General features: G+C 69.5%; 17 protein-coding genes. 9 read left to right on the top strand and 8 right to left on the bottom strand.

Annotation, left to right across the window (positions count from 1 at the left end):
- On the bottom strand, nt 1-687 hold the full coding sequence (locus OG219_RS35460) for a response regulator transcription factor (protein ID WP_266833528.1): 687 nt from the start codon (nt 685-687) through the stop codon (nt 1-3).
- A 285-nt stretch (nt 688-972) separates the two neighbouring features.
- On the opposite strand from OG219_RS35460, the gene OG219_RS35455 reads away from it, so the two are divergent.
- The 8 genes from OG219_RS35455 (at nt 973) to OG219_RS35425 (ending at nt 7429) form a co-directional block, all read left to right on the top strand.
- Nucleotides 973-1749, top strand: coding sequence for an amino acid ABC transporter ATP-binding protein (locus tag OG219_RS35455; RefSeq protein WP_266833526.1), 777 nt, complete (start codon nt 973-975; stop codon nt 1747-1749).
- A gap of 64 nt (nt 1750-1813) precedes the next feature.
- Complete coding sequence (locus OG219_RS35450; protein ID WP_266833524.1) at nt 1814-2656, top strand: glutamate ABC transporter substrate-binding protein; 843 nt, start codon at nt 1814-1816, stop codon at nt 2654-2656.
- 116 nt (nt 2657-2772) lie between these two features.
- Nucleotides 2773-3441, top strand: coding sequence for an amino acid ABC transporter permease (locus OG219_RS35445; protein ID WP_266833522.1), 669 nt, complete (start codon nt 2773-2775; stop codon nt 3439-3441).
- Nucleotides 3438-4379: an amino acid ABC transporter permease gene (locus tag OG219_RS35440; protein WP_266833520.1), complete on the top strand. Its 942-nt coding sequence runs from the start codon at nt 3438-3440 to the stop codon at nt 4377-4379. Before OG219_RS35445 ends, OG219_RS35440 begins: the two co-directional genes overlap by 4 nt.
- A 181-nt stretch (nt 4380-4560) precedes the next feature.
- A complete protein-coding gene (locus OG219_RS35435) occupies nt 4561-6240 on the top strand; it encodes an FAD-dependent monooxygenase (RefSeq protein ID WP_266833518.1) in 1680 nt (559 codons plus the stop codon).
- Nucleotides 6241-6379: 139 nt separating this feature from the next.
- Nucleotides 6380-6427 (top strand): hypothetical protein, encoded by a 48-nt coding sequence (locus OG219_RS48290; protein ID WP_353962414.1) that lies wholly within the window; start codon nt 6380-6382, stop codon nt 6425-6427.
- Between the two features lie 73 nt (nt 6428-6500).
- The gene (locus OG219_RS35430; protein WP_266833516.1) at nt 6501-7037 is read left to right on the top strand and encodes a cysteine dioxygenase; all 537 of its coding nucleotides are present in this window, start codon (nt 6501-6503) and stop codon (nt 7035-7037) included.
- Entirely contained in the window at nt 7028-7429 is a 402-nt protein-coding gene (locus OG219_RS35425; protein ID WP_266836343.1) for a rhodanese-like domain-containing protein, read from the top strand. Before OG219_RS35430 ends, OG219_RS35425 begins: the two co-directional genes overlap by 10 nt.
- Nucleotides 7430-7586: 157 nt before the next feature.
- On the opposite strand, the gene recX is transcribed toward OG219_RS35425, so the two are convergent.
- The 4 genes from recX to OG219_RS35405 form a co-directional block, all read right to left on the bottom strand.
- Nucleotides 7587-8495: a recombination regulator RecX gene (gene recX / locus OG219_RS35420; RefSeq protein ID WP_266833514.1), complete on the bottom strand. Its 909-nt coding sequence runs from the start codon at nt 8493-8495 to the stop codon at nt 7587-7589.
- Between the two features lie 3 nt (nt 8496-8498).
- The gene (gene recA / locus OG219_RS35415) at nt 8499-9623 is read right to left on the bottom strand and encodes a recombinase RecA (protein WP_266833512.1); all 1125 of its coding nucleotides are present in this window, start codon (nt 9621-9623) and stop codon (nt 8499-8501) included.
- Nucleotides 9624-9955: 332 nt separating this feature from the next.
- Entirely contained in the window at nt 9956-11170 is a 1215-nt protein-coding gene (locus OG219_RS35410) for an AI-2E family transporter (RefSeq protein WP_266833510.1), read from the bottom strand.
- A gap of 60 nt (nt 11171-11230) precedes the next feature.
- A complete protein-coding gene (locus OG219_RS35405; protein WP_266833508.1) occupies nt 11231-11425 on the bottom strand; it encodes a DUF3046 domain-containing protein in 195 nt (64 codons plus the stop codon).
- Between the two features lie 80 nt (nt 11426-11505).
- Here OG219_RS35405 and OG219_RS35400 point away from each other — a divergent pair, with 80 nt between their 5' ends.
- Nucleotides 11506-12459, top strand: a complete 954-nt coding sequence (locus OG219_RS35400) for a hypothetical protein (RefSeq protein ID WP_266833506.1) — start codon at nt 11506-11508, stop codon at nt 12457-12459.
- 87 nt (nt 12460-12546) lie between these two features.
- On the opposite strand, the gene OG219_RS35395 is transcribed toward OG219_RS35400, so the two are convergent.
- Genes OG219_RS35395 through OG219_RS35385 form a run of 3 tightly spaced genes read right to left on the bottom strand, consistent with a single transcriptional unit; the run spans nt 12547 to nt 14461 of the window.
- A complete protein-coding gene (locus OG219_RS35395; RefSeq protein WP_266833504.1) occupies nt 12547-12855 on the bottom strand; it encodes an AzlD domain-containing protein in 309 nt (102 codons plus the stop codon).
- Nucleotides 12852-13571, bottom strand: a complete 720-nt coding sequence (locus tag OG219_RS35390) for an AzlC family ABC transporter permease (protein ID WP_266836342.1) — start codon at nt 13569-13571, stop codon at nt 12852-12854. The genes OG219_RS35395 and OG219_RS35390 overlap by 4 nt, the downstream gene beginning before the upstream one ends.
- Nucleotides 13472-14461: an AraC family transcriptional regulator gene (locus OG219_RS35385; protein ID WP_266833502.1), complete on the bottom strand. Its 990-nt coding sequence runs from the start codon at nt 14459-14461 to the stop codon at nt 13472-13474. The genes OG219_RS35390 and OG219_RS35385 overlap by 100 nt, the downstream gene beginning before the upstream one ends.
- Between the last annotated feature and the right edge of the window lie 100 nt (nt 14462-14561).

Raw genomic sequence — 14561 nt, 5'->3', positions numbered from 1 at the left:
CTACGCCGCAGGGGCGACGAGCCGGTACCCGACGCCGCGCACGGTCTCGATCAGTGCCGGCATGCGCAGTTTGGAGCGCAGGGACGCGACATGCACCTCCAGGGTGCGCCCGGTCCCCTCCCAACTGGTCCGCCACACCTCGCTGATGATCTGCTCCCTGCGGAACACCACTCCGGGCCGCTGGGCCAGGAGCGCGAGAAGGTCGAACTCCTTGCGGGTCAGTTGGACGATCGAACCGTCCACACTGACCTGGCGGGTGGGAAGTTCGATGTGCACGGGACCGAGTCGCAGCCCGCTCTCGGCGGAGGCCGAGGCGTCGTCGTGGACGCTGCGCCGGCTGACGGCATGGATACGCGCGAGCAGCTCTCCCGTGTCGTACGGCTTCACTACGTAGTCGTCGGCTCCGAGGTTGAGGCCGTGGATCCGGGAACGTACGTCGGCACGCGCGGTGACCATGATCACCGGGGTACTGGTCCGCTTGCGGATCTTGCCGCAGACCTCGTAGCCGTCCTGGTCGGGCAGGCCCAGGTCGAGCAGGACGACCCCGAAACCGTCGCTCTCCGGCACCAGCGCCTGGAGCGCCTCCTCGCCGCTACGGGCGTGCGTGACGTGGAAACCGTGCCGCGCAAGGACCGCGGACAGGGCGGCGGCGACATGGTTGTCGTCCTCGACGAGGAGCAGTCTCATCCCGTCCCCCTCCGGTTCATCGGTCGTACGGTCTCGGATTGTAAAAGTACGGGCACGCGCGCGCGTGCCCCTCGCAGTCACGCCGATGGGTAAGGACGGCGTCAAGGGCCTTCGGGTTGCGTGCGGCTTCCGTTACCCAGCCGGTACGCGTCCCGAGGATGATCGTTACGTGGCGTGTCCGCCCGCTATCGGATCGTTATGCTCAATTTCCCCTCAGATGTAATGACGCTGGTCGTACGGGGTCACTACTGTCCTCCCAAACCACGAGGACGGAGCCAAAGAGCGATGACCGAAGTATCGGTGGCCAAGGACGCCGTGGCCGCGACCGAGGAACTGGTCGTCCTGAAGAGCGTCAACAAGCACTTCGGCGCGTTGCACGTGCTCCAGGACATCGACCTGACGATCGCCCGTGGCGAGGTCGTCGTGGTCATCGGGCCCTCCGGGTCCGGCAAGTCCACCCTGTGCCGCACCATCAACCGTCTGGAGACGATCGACTCGGGCGACATCTCGATCGACGGCAAGCCGCTGCCCGACGAGGGCAGGGCGCTCGCCCGGCTGCGGGCCGACGTGGGCATGGTCTTCCAGTCCTTCAACCTGTTCGCGCACAAGACGGTGCTCGAGAACGTGATGCTGGGCCAGATCAAGGTTCGCGGGGCCGACAAGAAGGTGGCGGAGGAGAAGGCCCGCGGCCTGCTCGACCGCGTCGGGGTCTCAACCCAGGCGGACAAGTACCCCGCACAGTTGTCGGGCGGCCAGCAGCAGCGTGTCGCCATCGCGCGGGCGCTGGCGATGGACCCCAAGGTCATGCTCTTCGACGAGCCCACCTCGGCGCTCGACCCCGAGATGATCAACGAGGTCCTGGAAGTCATGCAACAGCTCGCGCGCGACGGCATGACCATGATCGTCGTCACCCATGAGATGGGCTTCGCTCGTTCGGCTGCGAACCGAGTGGTGTTCATGGCCGACGGACGCATCGTCGAAGAAGCTGTGCCGGACCAGTTCTTCAGCAATCCCCGCAGCGACCGTGCCAAGGACTTCCTGTCGAAGATCCTGCACCACTGATCGTCTGTTGTACCTCTCCGTCACCGACGGCCCGCATCCGTCTTCATTCCAAAGGATGTTCACCATGAAGCTCCGCAAGGTCACCGCCGCCTCGGCCGCCGTGCTCGCCCTCGCCCTGTCCGCCACCGCGTGCGGTAGCGACGACAGCGACGACGCCGACTCGGGCTCCAGCGGCGGCGGCACGATCAAGGTCGGCATCAAGTACGACCAGCCCGGTCTCGGCCTCAAGGAGCCCGACGGTTCCTTCTCCGGCTTCGACGTGGACGTGGCGACGTACGTGGCCAAGGAACTCGGCTACGACGCCGACAAGATCGAGTTCGTCGAGACCAAGAGCGCCGACCGCGAGAACGCAATCGCCCGCGGCGACGTGAAGTTCATCGCGGCCACGTACTCGATCAACGACGAGCGCAAGGAGAAGGTCAACTTCGCCGGCCCCTACCTGCTGGCCCACCAGGACCTGCTCGTCAAGACCGACTCCGACATCGCCAAGGGCACGGACCTCAACGGCAAGAAGCTGTGTTCCGTGACCGGCTCCACCTCGGCGCAGAACGTCAAGGCCGACATCGCCCCGGATGCCCAGCTGAAGGAACTCGGCGGCTACTCGGAGTGCATCGCCGCTCTGCAGAGCGGCGCGGTGGACGCGGTGACCACCGACGACTCGATCCTCGCTGGCTTCGCCGCGCAGGAGAAGTACAAGGGCCAGTTCAAGCTCACCGGCCTCAAGCTGAGCAACGAGAACTACGGCATCGGCGTGAAGAAGGGCGACACCGCGACCACGGACAAGATCAACGCCGCCCTCACGAAGATGGTCAGTGACGGTTCGTGGCAGAAGGCCGTCGACGCAAACTTCGGTCCGGCCAACTACAAGAACGAGCCCGCGCCGAAGATCGGCGTCATCGTCTCGTAACGCAAGGCCCCGGCCAAGCAACGCAGGGTTCCATGACGCGCCGCTGCCCACCGCGATCAGGGCGGCGGCGCGCCATGCCCTCCACGTAAGCCAGACACCCGGAAGCGCGGGAGATCGTGTTCGACTTTCTTGAAGGTTACGACGTCCTCGAGGCGTTCTGGATGACGGTGAAGCTCACCGCCCTCTCCGCCCTCGGCTCCCTGGTCCTGGGCACCCTGCTGGCCGCCATGCGGGTCAGCCCGGTCCCGCTCATGCGCGGGTTCGGCACCGCCTACGTGAACATCGTCCGGAACATCCCCCTGACCGTCATCATCGTCTTCGCCTCGCTCGGCCTCGCCGACATCTTCGGCGTGACGATGGGAGCCCCCGACGATTTCAAGGTCCAGGGCTTCCGCCTCGCCGTGCTCGGTCTGGTCGGCTACCACGCCGCATTCGTCTGCGAGGCGCTGCGCTCCGGCATCAACACCGTGCCCCCCGGACAGGCCGAGGCGGCACGCGCCATCGGGCTGAGCTTCAGTCAGGTCCTGGGGCTCATCGTCCTTCCGCAGGCCTTCCGTTCGGTCATCGGCCCACTGGCCAACGTACTGATCGCGCTGACCAAGAACACCACGGTGGCGGCCGCGATCGGCGTCGCCGAGGCGGCCTACCTGATGAAGGAAATGATCGAGAACGAGGCCCAGACGCTCGCCATCGGTGCGGTCTTCGCCTTCGGGTTCGTGGTACTGACCCTGCCGACCGGCCTCCTCCTCGGCTGGCTGAGCAAGCGACTGGCGGTGAAGCGATGACCTCGGTGCTCTACGACACTCCCGGTCCCCGCGCCAAGCGGCGCAATGTGATCTTCTCTGTGGTCTTCTTCGTCCTGCTCGCCCTCTTCCTGTGGTGGATCTGGCGAACCATGGACGACAAGGGCCAGCTGAAGTGGGACCTGTGGGAGCCGTTCACCACGTCGCAGGCCTGGACGACCTACCTGCTGCCGGGCCTGGGCGACACGCTGAAAGCCGCGGCGATCTCCATGGTGATCGCCCTTCCGCTGGGCGCGGTCTTCGGCATCGCACGCCTCTCCGACCACCGATGGGTGAGGGGCACGGCCGGAGCGGTCGTCGAGTTCTTCCGGTCGATCCCGGTGCTGCTGCTGATGCTGTTCGCCAACGAGTTCTACGTCCGCTCCACGGACATCAGCAGCGAGCAGCGACCCCTCTACGCGGTCGTCACCGGCCTGGTGCTCTACAACGCCTCGGTCCTCGCCGAGATCGTACGAGCGGGCATCCTCTCGCTGCCCAAGGGGCAGTCGGAGGCCGCCATGGCGGTCGGTCTGCGCAAGGGCCAGACGATGAGCTACATCCTGCTGCCGCAGGCGGTCACCGCGATGCTGCCGGCCATCGTCAGCCAACTCGTCGTGATCGTGAAGGACACCGCGCTGGGCGGCGTGATGCTCGGGTTCACCGAGCTGCTCAACTCGCGCAGCACGCTGGCGGCCAACTACGCCAACGTCATCCCCAGCTTCATCGTGGTCGCGGTCATCTTCATCATCGTGAACTTCATCCTCACCAGCTTCGCCAGCTGGCTGGAGGGCAGGCTGCGGCGCAGCAAGAAGGGCACGGGCGTGGTCCTCGGCGAGGACGCGGTGGAGATCAACCCCGCCGCGGTGGGGGGCGGCTTCGGGACGGGTGGCGAGGGTGGCGGCCCGAGCGGCTTCACCTTCACCGACAAACCACCCCGATGATCTGATGCACAGTCAAGTGGCTTGAGCGACAGGGAGGCAGTGGCGTGATCGCCGCTGCCTCCGTCACTTGACGCAAGCACCGGACAATGGGTTGCATACGTTCTGTGATCGTGTACCCCGCTCCAACTGCCTGTTCCAGTACGTCCCTCAGGGCACCGCTCCGGGCAGGGGGCACCACGCCGTGGACCCGGTGATCATCGTCGGAGCGGGGCCCGTGGGGCTCACGCTCGCCCTTGCGCTCGCCCGCCAGGAGGTCCCCTCCGTGGTCCTCGACGAAGGGCCGGGCAAGGACGAACAGCGGCCCGCGCGGACGGTGGTCCTGCGCGAGGACACAGCCGCGCTGGTCGAGCGCTTGACCGGTTTTCCCCTCTCCGAGGCCGGTTTCCGTTGGGCCGGATGGCGGTCGATGCGGCGCAAGCAGGTGATGCGCGAGATCAGGTTCGGTCCAGAGGGCTCCGAGGACGTGGACGGCTCGGAGGGTCGGGGCCGCGCGGCGGGCCCCGCCGGTTCGGACGCCCCTGGTGACGCCGAAACCTTCACCGCCCCCTTGCACCTCGCCCAGCACGTCCTGACCACTGCCCTGCGCGGGGCTCTCGCGGGCGAGCGGCTGGTCAAGATCGCCACGAGCAGCCGCCTCGACTCCGTCGAGCAGGAGACCTCGGGCGTCACCGCGCACACACGCGGCCCCAAGGCCACATGGTGGCGCGGCAGTTACCTCGTCGGTTGCGACGGGCCACGCTCGACGGTGCGCAAACTCCAGGACATCCGCTTCCCGGGCCGTACGGCCGTCGAACGACACGCCGTGGCGGCGCTGCGGACGGAACTTCCGTGGCCCGGCGAGGCGTTGTTGCACCGGATGCCGCCGTGGCGGACGTCGGGCCCTTCGGCGGGCGAAGTGACCGCCCGCCCCCTCGCCGACGACGTGTGGCGACTGGACTGGCTGCTGCCCCCGGGCAAGGACCTGGTCACGCCCGATCTGCTGGTGGCGCGCATCAGGGAGACCCTCGGCGGCTGGAGCGGCGGCTCCACACCTCCGTACGAGCTGCTGGACACCGGAGTCCACACCGTCCACCACCGCCTCGCCCGCCGGTGGCGGTCCGGCCGCGTCTTCCTCGCCGGTGACGCCGCGCACCTGCTCGGCGCACTCGGCACCCAGGGCCTGGACGAGGGGCTGCGGGACGCCGACAACCTCGCCTGGAAACTGGCCCTTGCCTGGCACCACGGACCGCACGAGCCGCTGCTCGACAGCTACCAGGCCGAGCGGCGCGCGGTCGTCGCCGCCCGGCTGCGCTCCGCCGACCAGTCGCTGCCACTGCTGCGCGGCGGCGGAGGGCTGCGTTCGTACGTCCCCGGGTCGGCCCGGGGACACGACACGCTGCTCACGGACGGTCACCTGGGGCGCGGCCCGCTGGGTGCGCCGGGAGCGTACGCCGATTCGCCGCTCGCGCCTCCGTACGCCGAGTCGGAGACTCCGGTGGACACTGCGCCCGGTGCACCCGTGGTCGACGTACGAGTGACGGCGGAGGACGGTTCGTTCGTACCGCTGCGGGAGCGACTCGGGCGCGGGGCGCTGCTCGTGGTGCTGATCGCGCCCGGTACCGGCGTGTGGGAGCGCAAGCACTGGGTGACGGCCGGAATCATGCCCCGGCTCGCGGCCGCCGTGACCGCACTCCCGCACCCGGCCGAGCTGCTGGTCGCGGAGAACTACCCGGGCGCGGCGGCGCACACCGTGCTGCTCATCCGCCCCGACGGGCACCTGGTCACCGCGCTGAGCGGGGTGCGCCCGGCCGATCTGTACGCGGCGGCCGAGGCGACGCTGGGCGGACCGGCGAAGGCCGAGGCGACGGCGAGTACCGGCTGATCCGGCGGCCGCTCGAGCCCGGCTTGAGCTGCCGTGGACCAGGGGTCCACATAGTGACTGTCAGTTGACCCTCCTCCACCTCCATGGTGTACTCCGGATCGTGACCGATACCTGTGTGCACCTGTGGCGGAGGGTCCATATGGACCTCGTCCGCTACGCGGGCTGCATCTGTCACCCGTCCTGCTGATTCGCATCCTTCTCCCGCGCGAGCCGCCTCTGCATGGCCGCGGGCTCCAAGCGAAACCCTCAGGACGGTACGTGTGTCTGTGTCACCCTCTGTTTCCGCGCTTTCCGCGCCCCCACAAACTCCCACCCAGGCCGAGCTGCTCGACTTCGTGCGCCGTAGCGCCGCCGACGCCGAACTGATCGCCTCGCTCCCGCTCGATCCCGAAGGCCGCACCTGGGTACGTCTCGAAGGCCCCGGGGGCAGCGAGGCCTGGCTGATCGGCTGGCCGCCCGGTACCGGAACCGGCTGGCACGACCACGCCGACTCGGTCGGCGCCTTCCTCACCGCGTCGGGCGAACTCAAGGAGTACTCGCTCGCCGCCCGGCTGCCCACCGACGGTTGGAAGACCCTCGAACTCACCGAAGGGGTCGACCGCGAGCGGCAGTTGACGGCCGGCAAGGGCCGCTCCTTCGGCCGCCACCACGTGCACGAGGTACTCAACGAGTCCACCGAGGAGCACGCCATCTCGGTCCACGCCTACTACCCGCCCCTGCCGCGGATCCGCCGCTACAGCCGCACGGGCCAGGTGCTGCGCCTGGAGCAGGTCGAGCGCCCGGAGGACTGGCAGTGACCGCTCAACGCCCGTTGGGAGTCGACGAGTTGCTGGATCGGGTCCGCGAGGGGCTCGACCGCGTGGAGGCCAAGGAGGCGTACACCGCCGGGCAGGCCGGCGAGGCCCTCCTGGTCGACATCCGGTACGCCGCCCTGCGCGAGCGCGACGGCCTGATCCCCGGCGCCCTCGTCGTCGAGCGCAACGAACTTGAGTGGCGGCTCGACCCCCAGGGCAGCCACCGCGCCCCGGAGGCCACGAGCCACGACCTGCGGGTCGTGGTGGTGTGCAACGAGGGGTACGCATCGAGCCTCGCGGCCCTGTCCCTGCGGCAGTTGGGACTGCACCGGGCGACCGACCTGGTCGGAGGCTTCCAGGCGTGGAGGACGGCCGGGCTCCCCGTGACGGGCTAGTCCGTCGTCCGTACGAGGAGTTCTTGCCTACGAGGAGTTCTCCCCTGCTGTGGTGGGAGTTCCGCACGTCGCACGTGGAGTTCTTCACGCGCCACGTGCGGTTCTTCACGTCGTACGTGGATGTGGGCGGAGGGCTTGCCCCGACCGCCCCGCCGGATCAGAACCCCTCGTCCCCAAGACCTTCCGTGTCCTCGCCCTCTTCCTCCAGCGCCCGGCGGACCACTCGCAGGGCCATGCCCTCGGGATAGCCCTTGCGGGCGAGCATGCCCGCGAGGCGCCGCAGCCGCTTGTCCCGGTCGAGGCCGCGTGTGGCACGCAGCTTGCGGGCGACCAGCTCGCGCGCGGTCGCCTCCTCCTGCTCGGAGTCGAGCTGCCCGACGGCCTCGTCGATCAGCGTCGGGTCCACGCCCTTGGTCCGCAGCTCCTGCACGAGCGCCCGTCTGGCCAGGCCCCGGCCGTGATGCCGGGACTCCACCCAGGCGTCCGCGAAGGCGCCGTCGTTGATCAGGCCGACCTCCTCGTACCGTGACAGCACCTCGTTCGCCACGTCGTCGGGGATCTCGCGCTTGCGCAGCGCGTCCGCGAGCTGTTTCCGCGTGCGCGGGGTCCCGGTGAGCAGGCGCAGGCAGATCGCCCGCGCCCGCTCAGCCGGGTCCCCTGGGGGCTCCCCCTTCTCGGCCCTCGACGAGGAAGGGGCGCCTCCGTCCTGTGGGTCGCCGGACGATTCGCCGAAACCGGCACGCCTCCGACGCCCTCGTCCACCGCGCGGCCCGCCGTCACCGCGCCGACCGCCGCCCCGGCGCGAGCCACCGCCAGGCGAACCGTCGCTCCAAGGCAGGCCTTCACCGCCCCGCGAGCCGCTCTCCGGCGACGACCCGCCGCCGTCCGGGTCACCGCCGTAGAACCCGCCGGCGCCAGACACCCCAGCGCCGCCGTACGCCCCGTCACCGCCGTACGCTCTGTCGCCGTCTCCGGCCGAGCCGCCCATGCCCCCGTCGTACCCCTGCCCCTGCCCCTCCGGGGCGCCAGGGTAGGCGTACTCGGCCCAGTCGGTTCGTCGCGTCATGGGCTAGCTCTTGGCCGCCGCGGCCTTGGGCTTGGTGGCCTTGGTCGCCGGAGCGGGCACCGTCTTCGCCGCCTCGTCCGAAGCGACCGTGACCGCCGCGTCCGCGCCGGGCTCGGCGGTGGGCTTCTCCGGCTTCACGCCGACGCCCAGCTTCTCCAGGATCTTCTTCTCGATCTCGTTGGCGAGATCGGGGTTGTCCTTGAGGAAGTTGCGCGCGTTCTCCTTGCCCTGGCCGAGCTGGTCGCCCTCGTACGTGTACCAGGCGCCGGCCTTGCGGACGAAGCCGTTCTCCACGCCCATGTCGATCAGGCCGCCTTCACGGCTGATGCCATGCCCGTAGAGGATGTCGAACTCGGCCTGCTTGAAGGGCGGCGCGACCTTGTTCTTGACGACCTTGACGCGGGTGCGGTTGCCGACCGCGTCGGTGCCGTCCTTCAGCGTCTCGATGCGCCGGATGTCGAGTCGCACCGAGGCGTAGAACTTCAGTGCGCGGCCACCGGTCGTGGTCTCCGGGGAGCCGAACATCACGCCGATCTTCTCGCGGAGCTGGTTGATGAAGATCGCGGTGGTCCCGGACTGGTGGAGCGCGCCTGTGATCTTGCGGAGCGCCTGGCTCATCAGGCGGGCCTGCAGACCCACGTGCGAGTCACCCATCTCGCCCTCGATCTCCGCGCGCGGCACCAGGGCTGCGACGGAGTCGATGACGATCAGGTCGAGTGCACCGGAGCGGACCAGCATGTCCACGATCTCCAGAGCCTGCTCGCCGTTGTCCGGCTGCGACAGGATGAGGTTGTCGATGTCGACGCCGAGCTTCTTCGCGTACTCGGGGTCGAGGGCGTGCTCGGCGTCCACGAAGGCCACCTGGCCGCCCGCCTTCTGCGCGTTCGCCACCGCGTGCAGAGTCAGCGTTGTCTTACCGGAGGACTCCGGTCCGTACACCTCCACCACTCGGCCGCGCGGCAGTCCGCCGACGCCGAGGGCGACGTCGAGGGCGGTCGACCCGGTGGGGATGACCTCGATGGGCTCATTCGGCCGCTCGCCCAGGCGCATCACCGCGCCCTTGCCGAATTGCCGTTCAATCTGTGCGAGTGCGGCGTCCAACGCCTTCTCGCGGTCGGTTCCTGCCATGGGTTCCACCCGATTTGCTTGAGTCGATCGCTTCACGTCAAAGACGCTAACGCCTGCCACTGACAATGCGCCCCGACGCCCGTCCAGCCTGTGGATAACTCGGGCACATCTCCATGAAAACCCTGCCGAAATCCCCGTCGAGAACTCGGCCGGAGACTCCATGAGAATGGATGTTCGATTTCAGTGTCAAGCGCACCACGCGGCATCACCGAGAGTTCGTTCGCGCTCCGACACCGGCTGGATCCCGGGCCTCGCACCTCACCCGAGCATCCGGCTTGCACAGCGCCCGCCGTTGCACGACGGCCGTCACGGGAGCCGGATTCCGGCCGTGTTCACCTGGTGAACAGCCGCCGTATGCGCGCGAAGAGGGGGCTCGAGCCCCGCTCCCGGTGACCGTGCACCCGAGGGTCGTCCGTGACGTCGTACCGCTTCACATAGGCGCCCAGGAAGGCCTGCAGTGTGGCGACCGCGGGGATGGCGATCAGCGCGCCCACCGCACCGAGGAGCGCGGTGCCCGCGACGACCGACCCGAAGGCGACCGCGGGGTGGATGTCGACGGTCTTCGCGGTCAGCTTGGGCTGCAGCACATAGTTCTCGAACTGCTGGTAGATCACGACGAAGATCAGCACCCACAGCGCGTACCAGGGATCGACCGTGAAGGCGATCAGCATCGGCAGGGCGCCCGCGAGATAGGTGCCGATCGTGGGGATGAACTGCGAGACCAGGCCCACCCAGACGGCGAGCACGGGCGCGTAGGGCACGCCCAGGGATTCCAGCAGGATGTAGTGCGCGACCCCTGAGATGAGCGCCATCAGTCCGCGTGAGTACAGATAACCGCCGGTCTTGTCCACGGCGATCTCCCACGCGCGCAGGACCTCCGCCTGCCGGGCGGGCGGCAGTACGGAGCACAGCGCGCGGCGCAGCCTCGGCCCGTCCGCGGCGAAGTAGAAGGAGAACAGCGTGATCGTCAGCAGCTGGAAGAGGCCTCCGAGCACCTGGGTGGAGACGTCCAGGACACCGGTGGCACTGTTCTGGACGTAGTTGCGCAGCCAGTCGGAGCGGAGCAGTCCCTCCTGGACGTCGACCCGCTTCAGGTCGGTGTTGAAATGCGCGTTGACCCAGTTGATGACGGAGTCGAGGTAGTTCGGGAAGTCCTCGACGATCTTGATGATCTGGCCCGCGAGCATGGAGCCGAGCAGCGTGACGAATCCGGCGGCGAAGATCAACAGGCCGAGGAAGACCAGGAAGGTGGCCAGGCCTCTACGCATGCCGTACGAAGCCATCCGGCTCACCGCGGGCTCGATGGCGAGCGCGAGGAAGAACGCGATGAGGATGTTGATCAGCAAGCCGGTGAGCTCGTGGAACGCCCAACTGCCCAGCTGGAACACGGCGATGAGCGCGAGTGCGAGCACCATGGCGCGCGGCAGCCAGCGCGGCATGCGCCCGCCCTGCGCGGCGGCGTCCCCGGCCGGGGGGCCGGCGGGCGGCGTCGTGCCGAACGGTGATGCCTGCTGGGCGACCTGATCGGTCTCGTCTGTCGGGGCCACGGAGCAAGTCTCGCCCACGCCACCGACAATCGGGCCCCCGCCCCGGATCTTCGTGCTCCGTCAGCGGTTTTCGTACGGAACGTCCACGGCCGCGCACACCACGCGCCACACGTCCTTGGCCTCCCAGCCGGCGTTGAGCGCCTCGTGCACGGTCCGCCCGCCCAGCTCCGTCATCACGTGATCGCGCGCGAAGGTGTCGGCGTACTCCGTACCGAAGTGATCCGCCATCCGCTGCCAGAAGACCGTCAACCGCATGACTCCAGTATCCCGCTCCTGAGGGTGGGCCCTTGCCGGGACCGCTTGTGGAGACCGCTTTCCGTCCTACGGTCTGACCCATGGCCGAATCCGGAGCATCCCCACTCCCCCCGACGCCCCCGGCGCACTCCCCGCTCTCGCGCGCCGAGCACTTCATCTGGCTCACTGCGCGCGTGCTGGAGCAGCGCCGCTTCGAGTACCACTTCCTGAACAGCGACGTCGGCGGCGCCGACGCGGTGGAGACCGCGCTGGCCGCCTACCGCAATGAAGACGACGGCTACGGTCACGCGTTGGAACCCGATCTGCGCGGCCCGGTCAGCCAGCCGCTGCACACCGGGCACGCGCTGCGCGTGCTCGACTCGATCGGGCGCTGCGGCGGACAGCGCGTGGAGCGTGTGTGCCGCTATCTGACCTCCGTCTCGACGCCGGACGGCGCGCTGCCGGCGATCCATCCCAGCCAGCGCGGCTATCCGACGGCTCCCTTCGTGCCGGTCGTCGACAACCCACCGAGCGAACTCCTCGCCACCGGGCCGGTGGTGGGCCTGCTGCACCGCAACGAGGTGTGGCACGCCTGGCTGTTCCGGGCGACCGACTTCTGCTGGCAGGCGATCGAGTCCCTGGAGAAGTCCCACCCGTACGAGATCGAGGCCGCCGTGACCTTCCTGGACTCCGCACCCGACCGCCCGCGCGCGGAGGCGGCCGCCGACCGGCTGGGCCGCCTGGTACGCGAACACCGGCTCGCGGCGCTGGACCCGGAGCGCCTCGACGCGTTCCCCGTAGCGCCCGGCTACGCGCCCGGTGAGCGGCATTTCCCGCACGACTACGCGAAGACCCCGGGCTCACTCGCGCGCGCGTGGTTCACCGACGAGGAAATGACGCGCTCGCTCGACCACTTGGCGAACGAGCAGGAGGAGGACGGCGGCTGGCCGATCCGCTGGCGCCAGTGGGCGCCGGGCACCGCCCTGGAGTGCCGCCCCATCGTGACGATCGAGGCGCTGCGCACGCTGAGGGCGTACGGACGGCCCATCGGCTGACCCTGCGGGTGCCGTGACGGACGACGGGCGTACGGCCCGGCCGCGGGCCCACGTGTCCTGGGCACCCCTGAGGAACAGCGCCGCACGTCAGCCCGTGATCGCCCGCACCCCCGCCGTCACCACCACGGCCGCGGCGACCACGAGCAGGAAGGGGGCCCGCAGGATCAGTGCGACGGCGGCCGCGGCGAGCCCCGCGGCTTTCGCGTCCACCACCAGGACGTGCCCGTCGGCGAAGGTCTGTTGGGCCGTGAGGGCGGCTAGGAGGGCAACGGGCAGCAGGGCGGCGAGGCGCTGGACGAGTGGCCGCTCCAGTACCCCGGCGGGGATCAGCAGGCCGATGAGCTTGACGACATAGCAGCCGACGGCGGTCGCGCCGATCGCGATCCAGATGCTCATCGGTCCCCCCTTGGTGCCTCGTCGGCGGTCCTCGCACTGCGGCGGCCCTCTACGTAGAGGGCCGCCGGAGCGGCGAGCGCGGCCACCAGGACGGGGACTCCGGCGGGCAGCACGGGCAGCAGACCGAGGCCCAGGAGGACCGCGACACCCGCGACCGCACGCTCCGTAGTGGTCTTCAGCATCGGCGCGAGGAGCGCGAGGAAGACGGCGGGCCCTGCGGCGTCCAGTCCCCACGCATCGGTGTCGCCGATGGCCTCGGCCCCGACGGCGCCGAGCAGCGTGGTGAGGTTCCACAGCACGTAGAGGGTGAGTCCGGTGACCGTGAACCCGATGCGGACGCTGCGGCGGGTGGGCTGGGCGAGGGCGACGGCTGTGGTCTCGTCGATGACCCACTGCGCGGCGAACGGGCGCACCGCGCGCGGGAGGGCCAGCAGTTGCGACAGCCGCAGTCCGTAGAACGCGTTGCGCACTCCGAGGAAGAAGGCGCCCGCGGCAGCCGTGAGCGGGTTGCCCCCGGCCGCGAGGGCGCCCACGAGCGCGAACTGTGAGGCGCCGGTGAACACCAGCAGGCTGAGCGCGCAGGTCTGCAGCAGCGTGAGCCCGCTGCCCGCCGAGGTCACCCCGAAGGCGAAGCCGGACAGGCCGACGGCGACCCCGACTCCCAGGGCGTCCCGGACGACGGCTGCGTCGGGTTTTCCACCGTCTTCTTTACGTATGTCTGCGAGAGCTGTCTGTTCTGCCACGCCTTGGACGGTAGGAGCAGTCGCCCTTCGCCGTCTTGTACGTTCTTGCGCTCACGCTGGTAGGCGCCCGGGGGGACGCCCACGATCCGGGTGAAGTGACGGTTGAGGTGTGGCTGGTCGGTGAAACCGACGGCGACGGCCGCCTCGGCGGGCGCGGAACCGGTGTCCAGGAGGTGGCGGGCCCGGCGTACGCGGGCGTCGGTCAGCCAGGTGTGGGGCGGCATCCCGTAGGCATCGCGGAACGCTCGCAGCAGCGCGAACGGGCTGGTGCCGAGTTCGGTGGCGAGCAGCTCCAGAGTCGGGGGCTCGGCCATCCGCTCGTCCAGCACGGCACGCGCGCGTGCCGCGACATGAGTACCGGCGGTGCGCACGGCCCGCTGCGGCAGCGGGCCTCCGTTCAGGCGCAGCAGCCGGGTCACTGCCACCCGCAGCAGGGTGTCGGCCGCGAGCGCGTTGCCCTCCTCCGCGGCCCTGAGCACCTGGTGGACGAGACCTGCGGCGTACGGGTCGTCGAGCACGGGACTGCTGAATCCGGGAGTACCGCGGATCGTGGTGGTCTCGGCGGCGATCTCGGCCACCAGTTCCGGCGACGGGTACACCGCCCCGTACCGCCAGCCCTCGGGGACGCCGGCGCGGCCGGTGTGCGGGGTGTCGGGGTTGACCAGCGCCAGGGTGCCCGGGCCCGCGTACTGGTCGGCGCCGCCGTGGTGGAAGACCTCGACGCCGTCGGCGATGGCGGCGATGACGAAGTTCTCGTGGGTGTGCCGCACGAAGATCTTCTCGACGTATCGGGCACGCAGCAGATCGACACCGGGCAGTTCCGCGTACTGCCAGTGCCGCGCCCGCTCCGCCGAAGCCGCCATGCCCCCATTCTGCGTCAGCGGGTCGCACGGGTGCGTCGGGTCCAGCGGCGCCCCACGGAAAGGACCGCCACGAGCACCTCGCGAACACATTTCAGCAGGT

This window comes from Streptomyces sp. NBC_00038, assembly GCF_026343635.1.
Lineage (GTDB): Bacteria > Actinomycetota > Actinomycetes > Streptomycetales > Streptomycetaceae > Streptomyces.
This window is presented reverse-complemented; position numbering and strand designations above follow the sequence as displayed.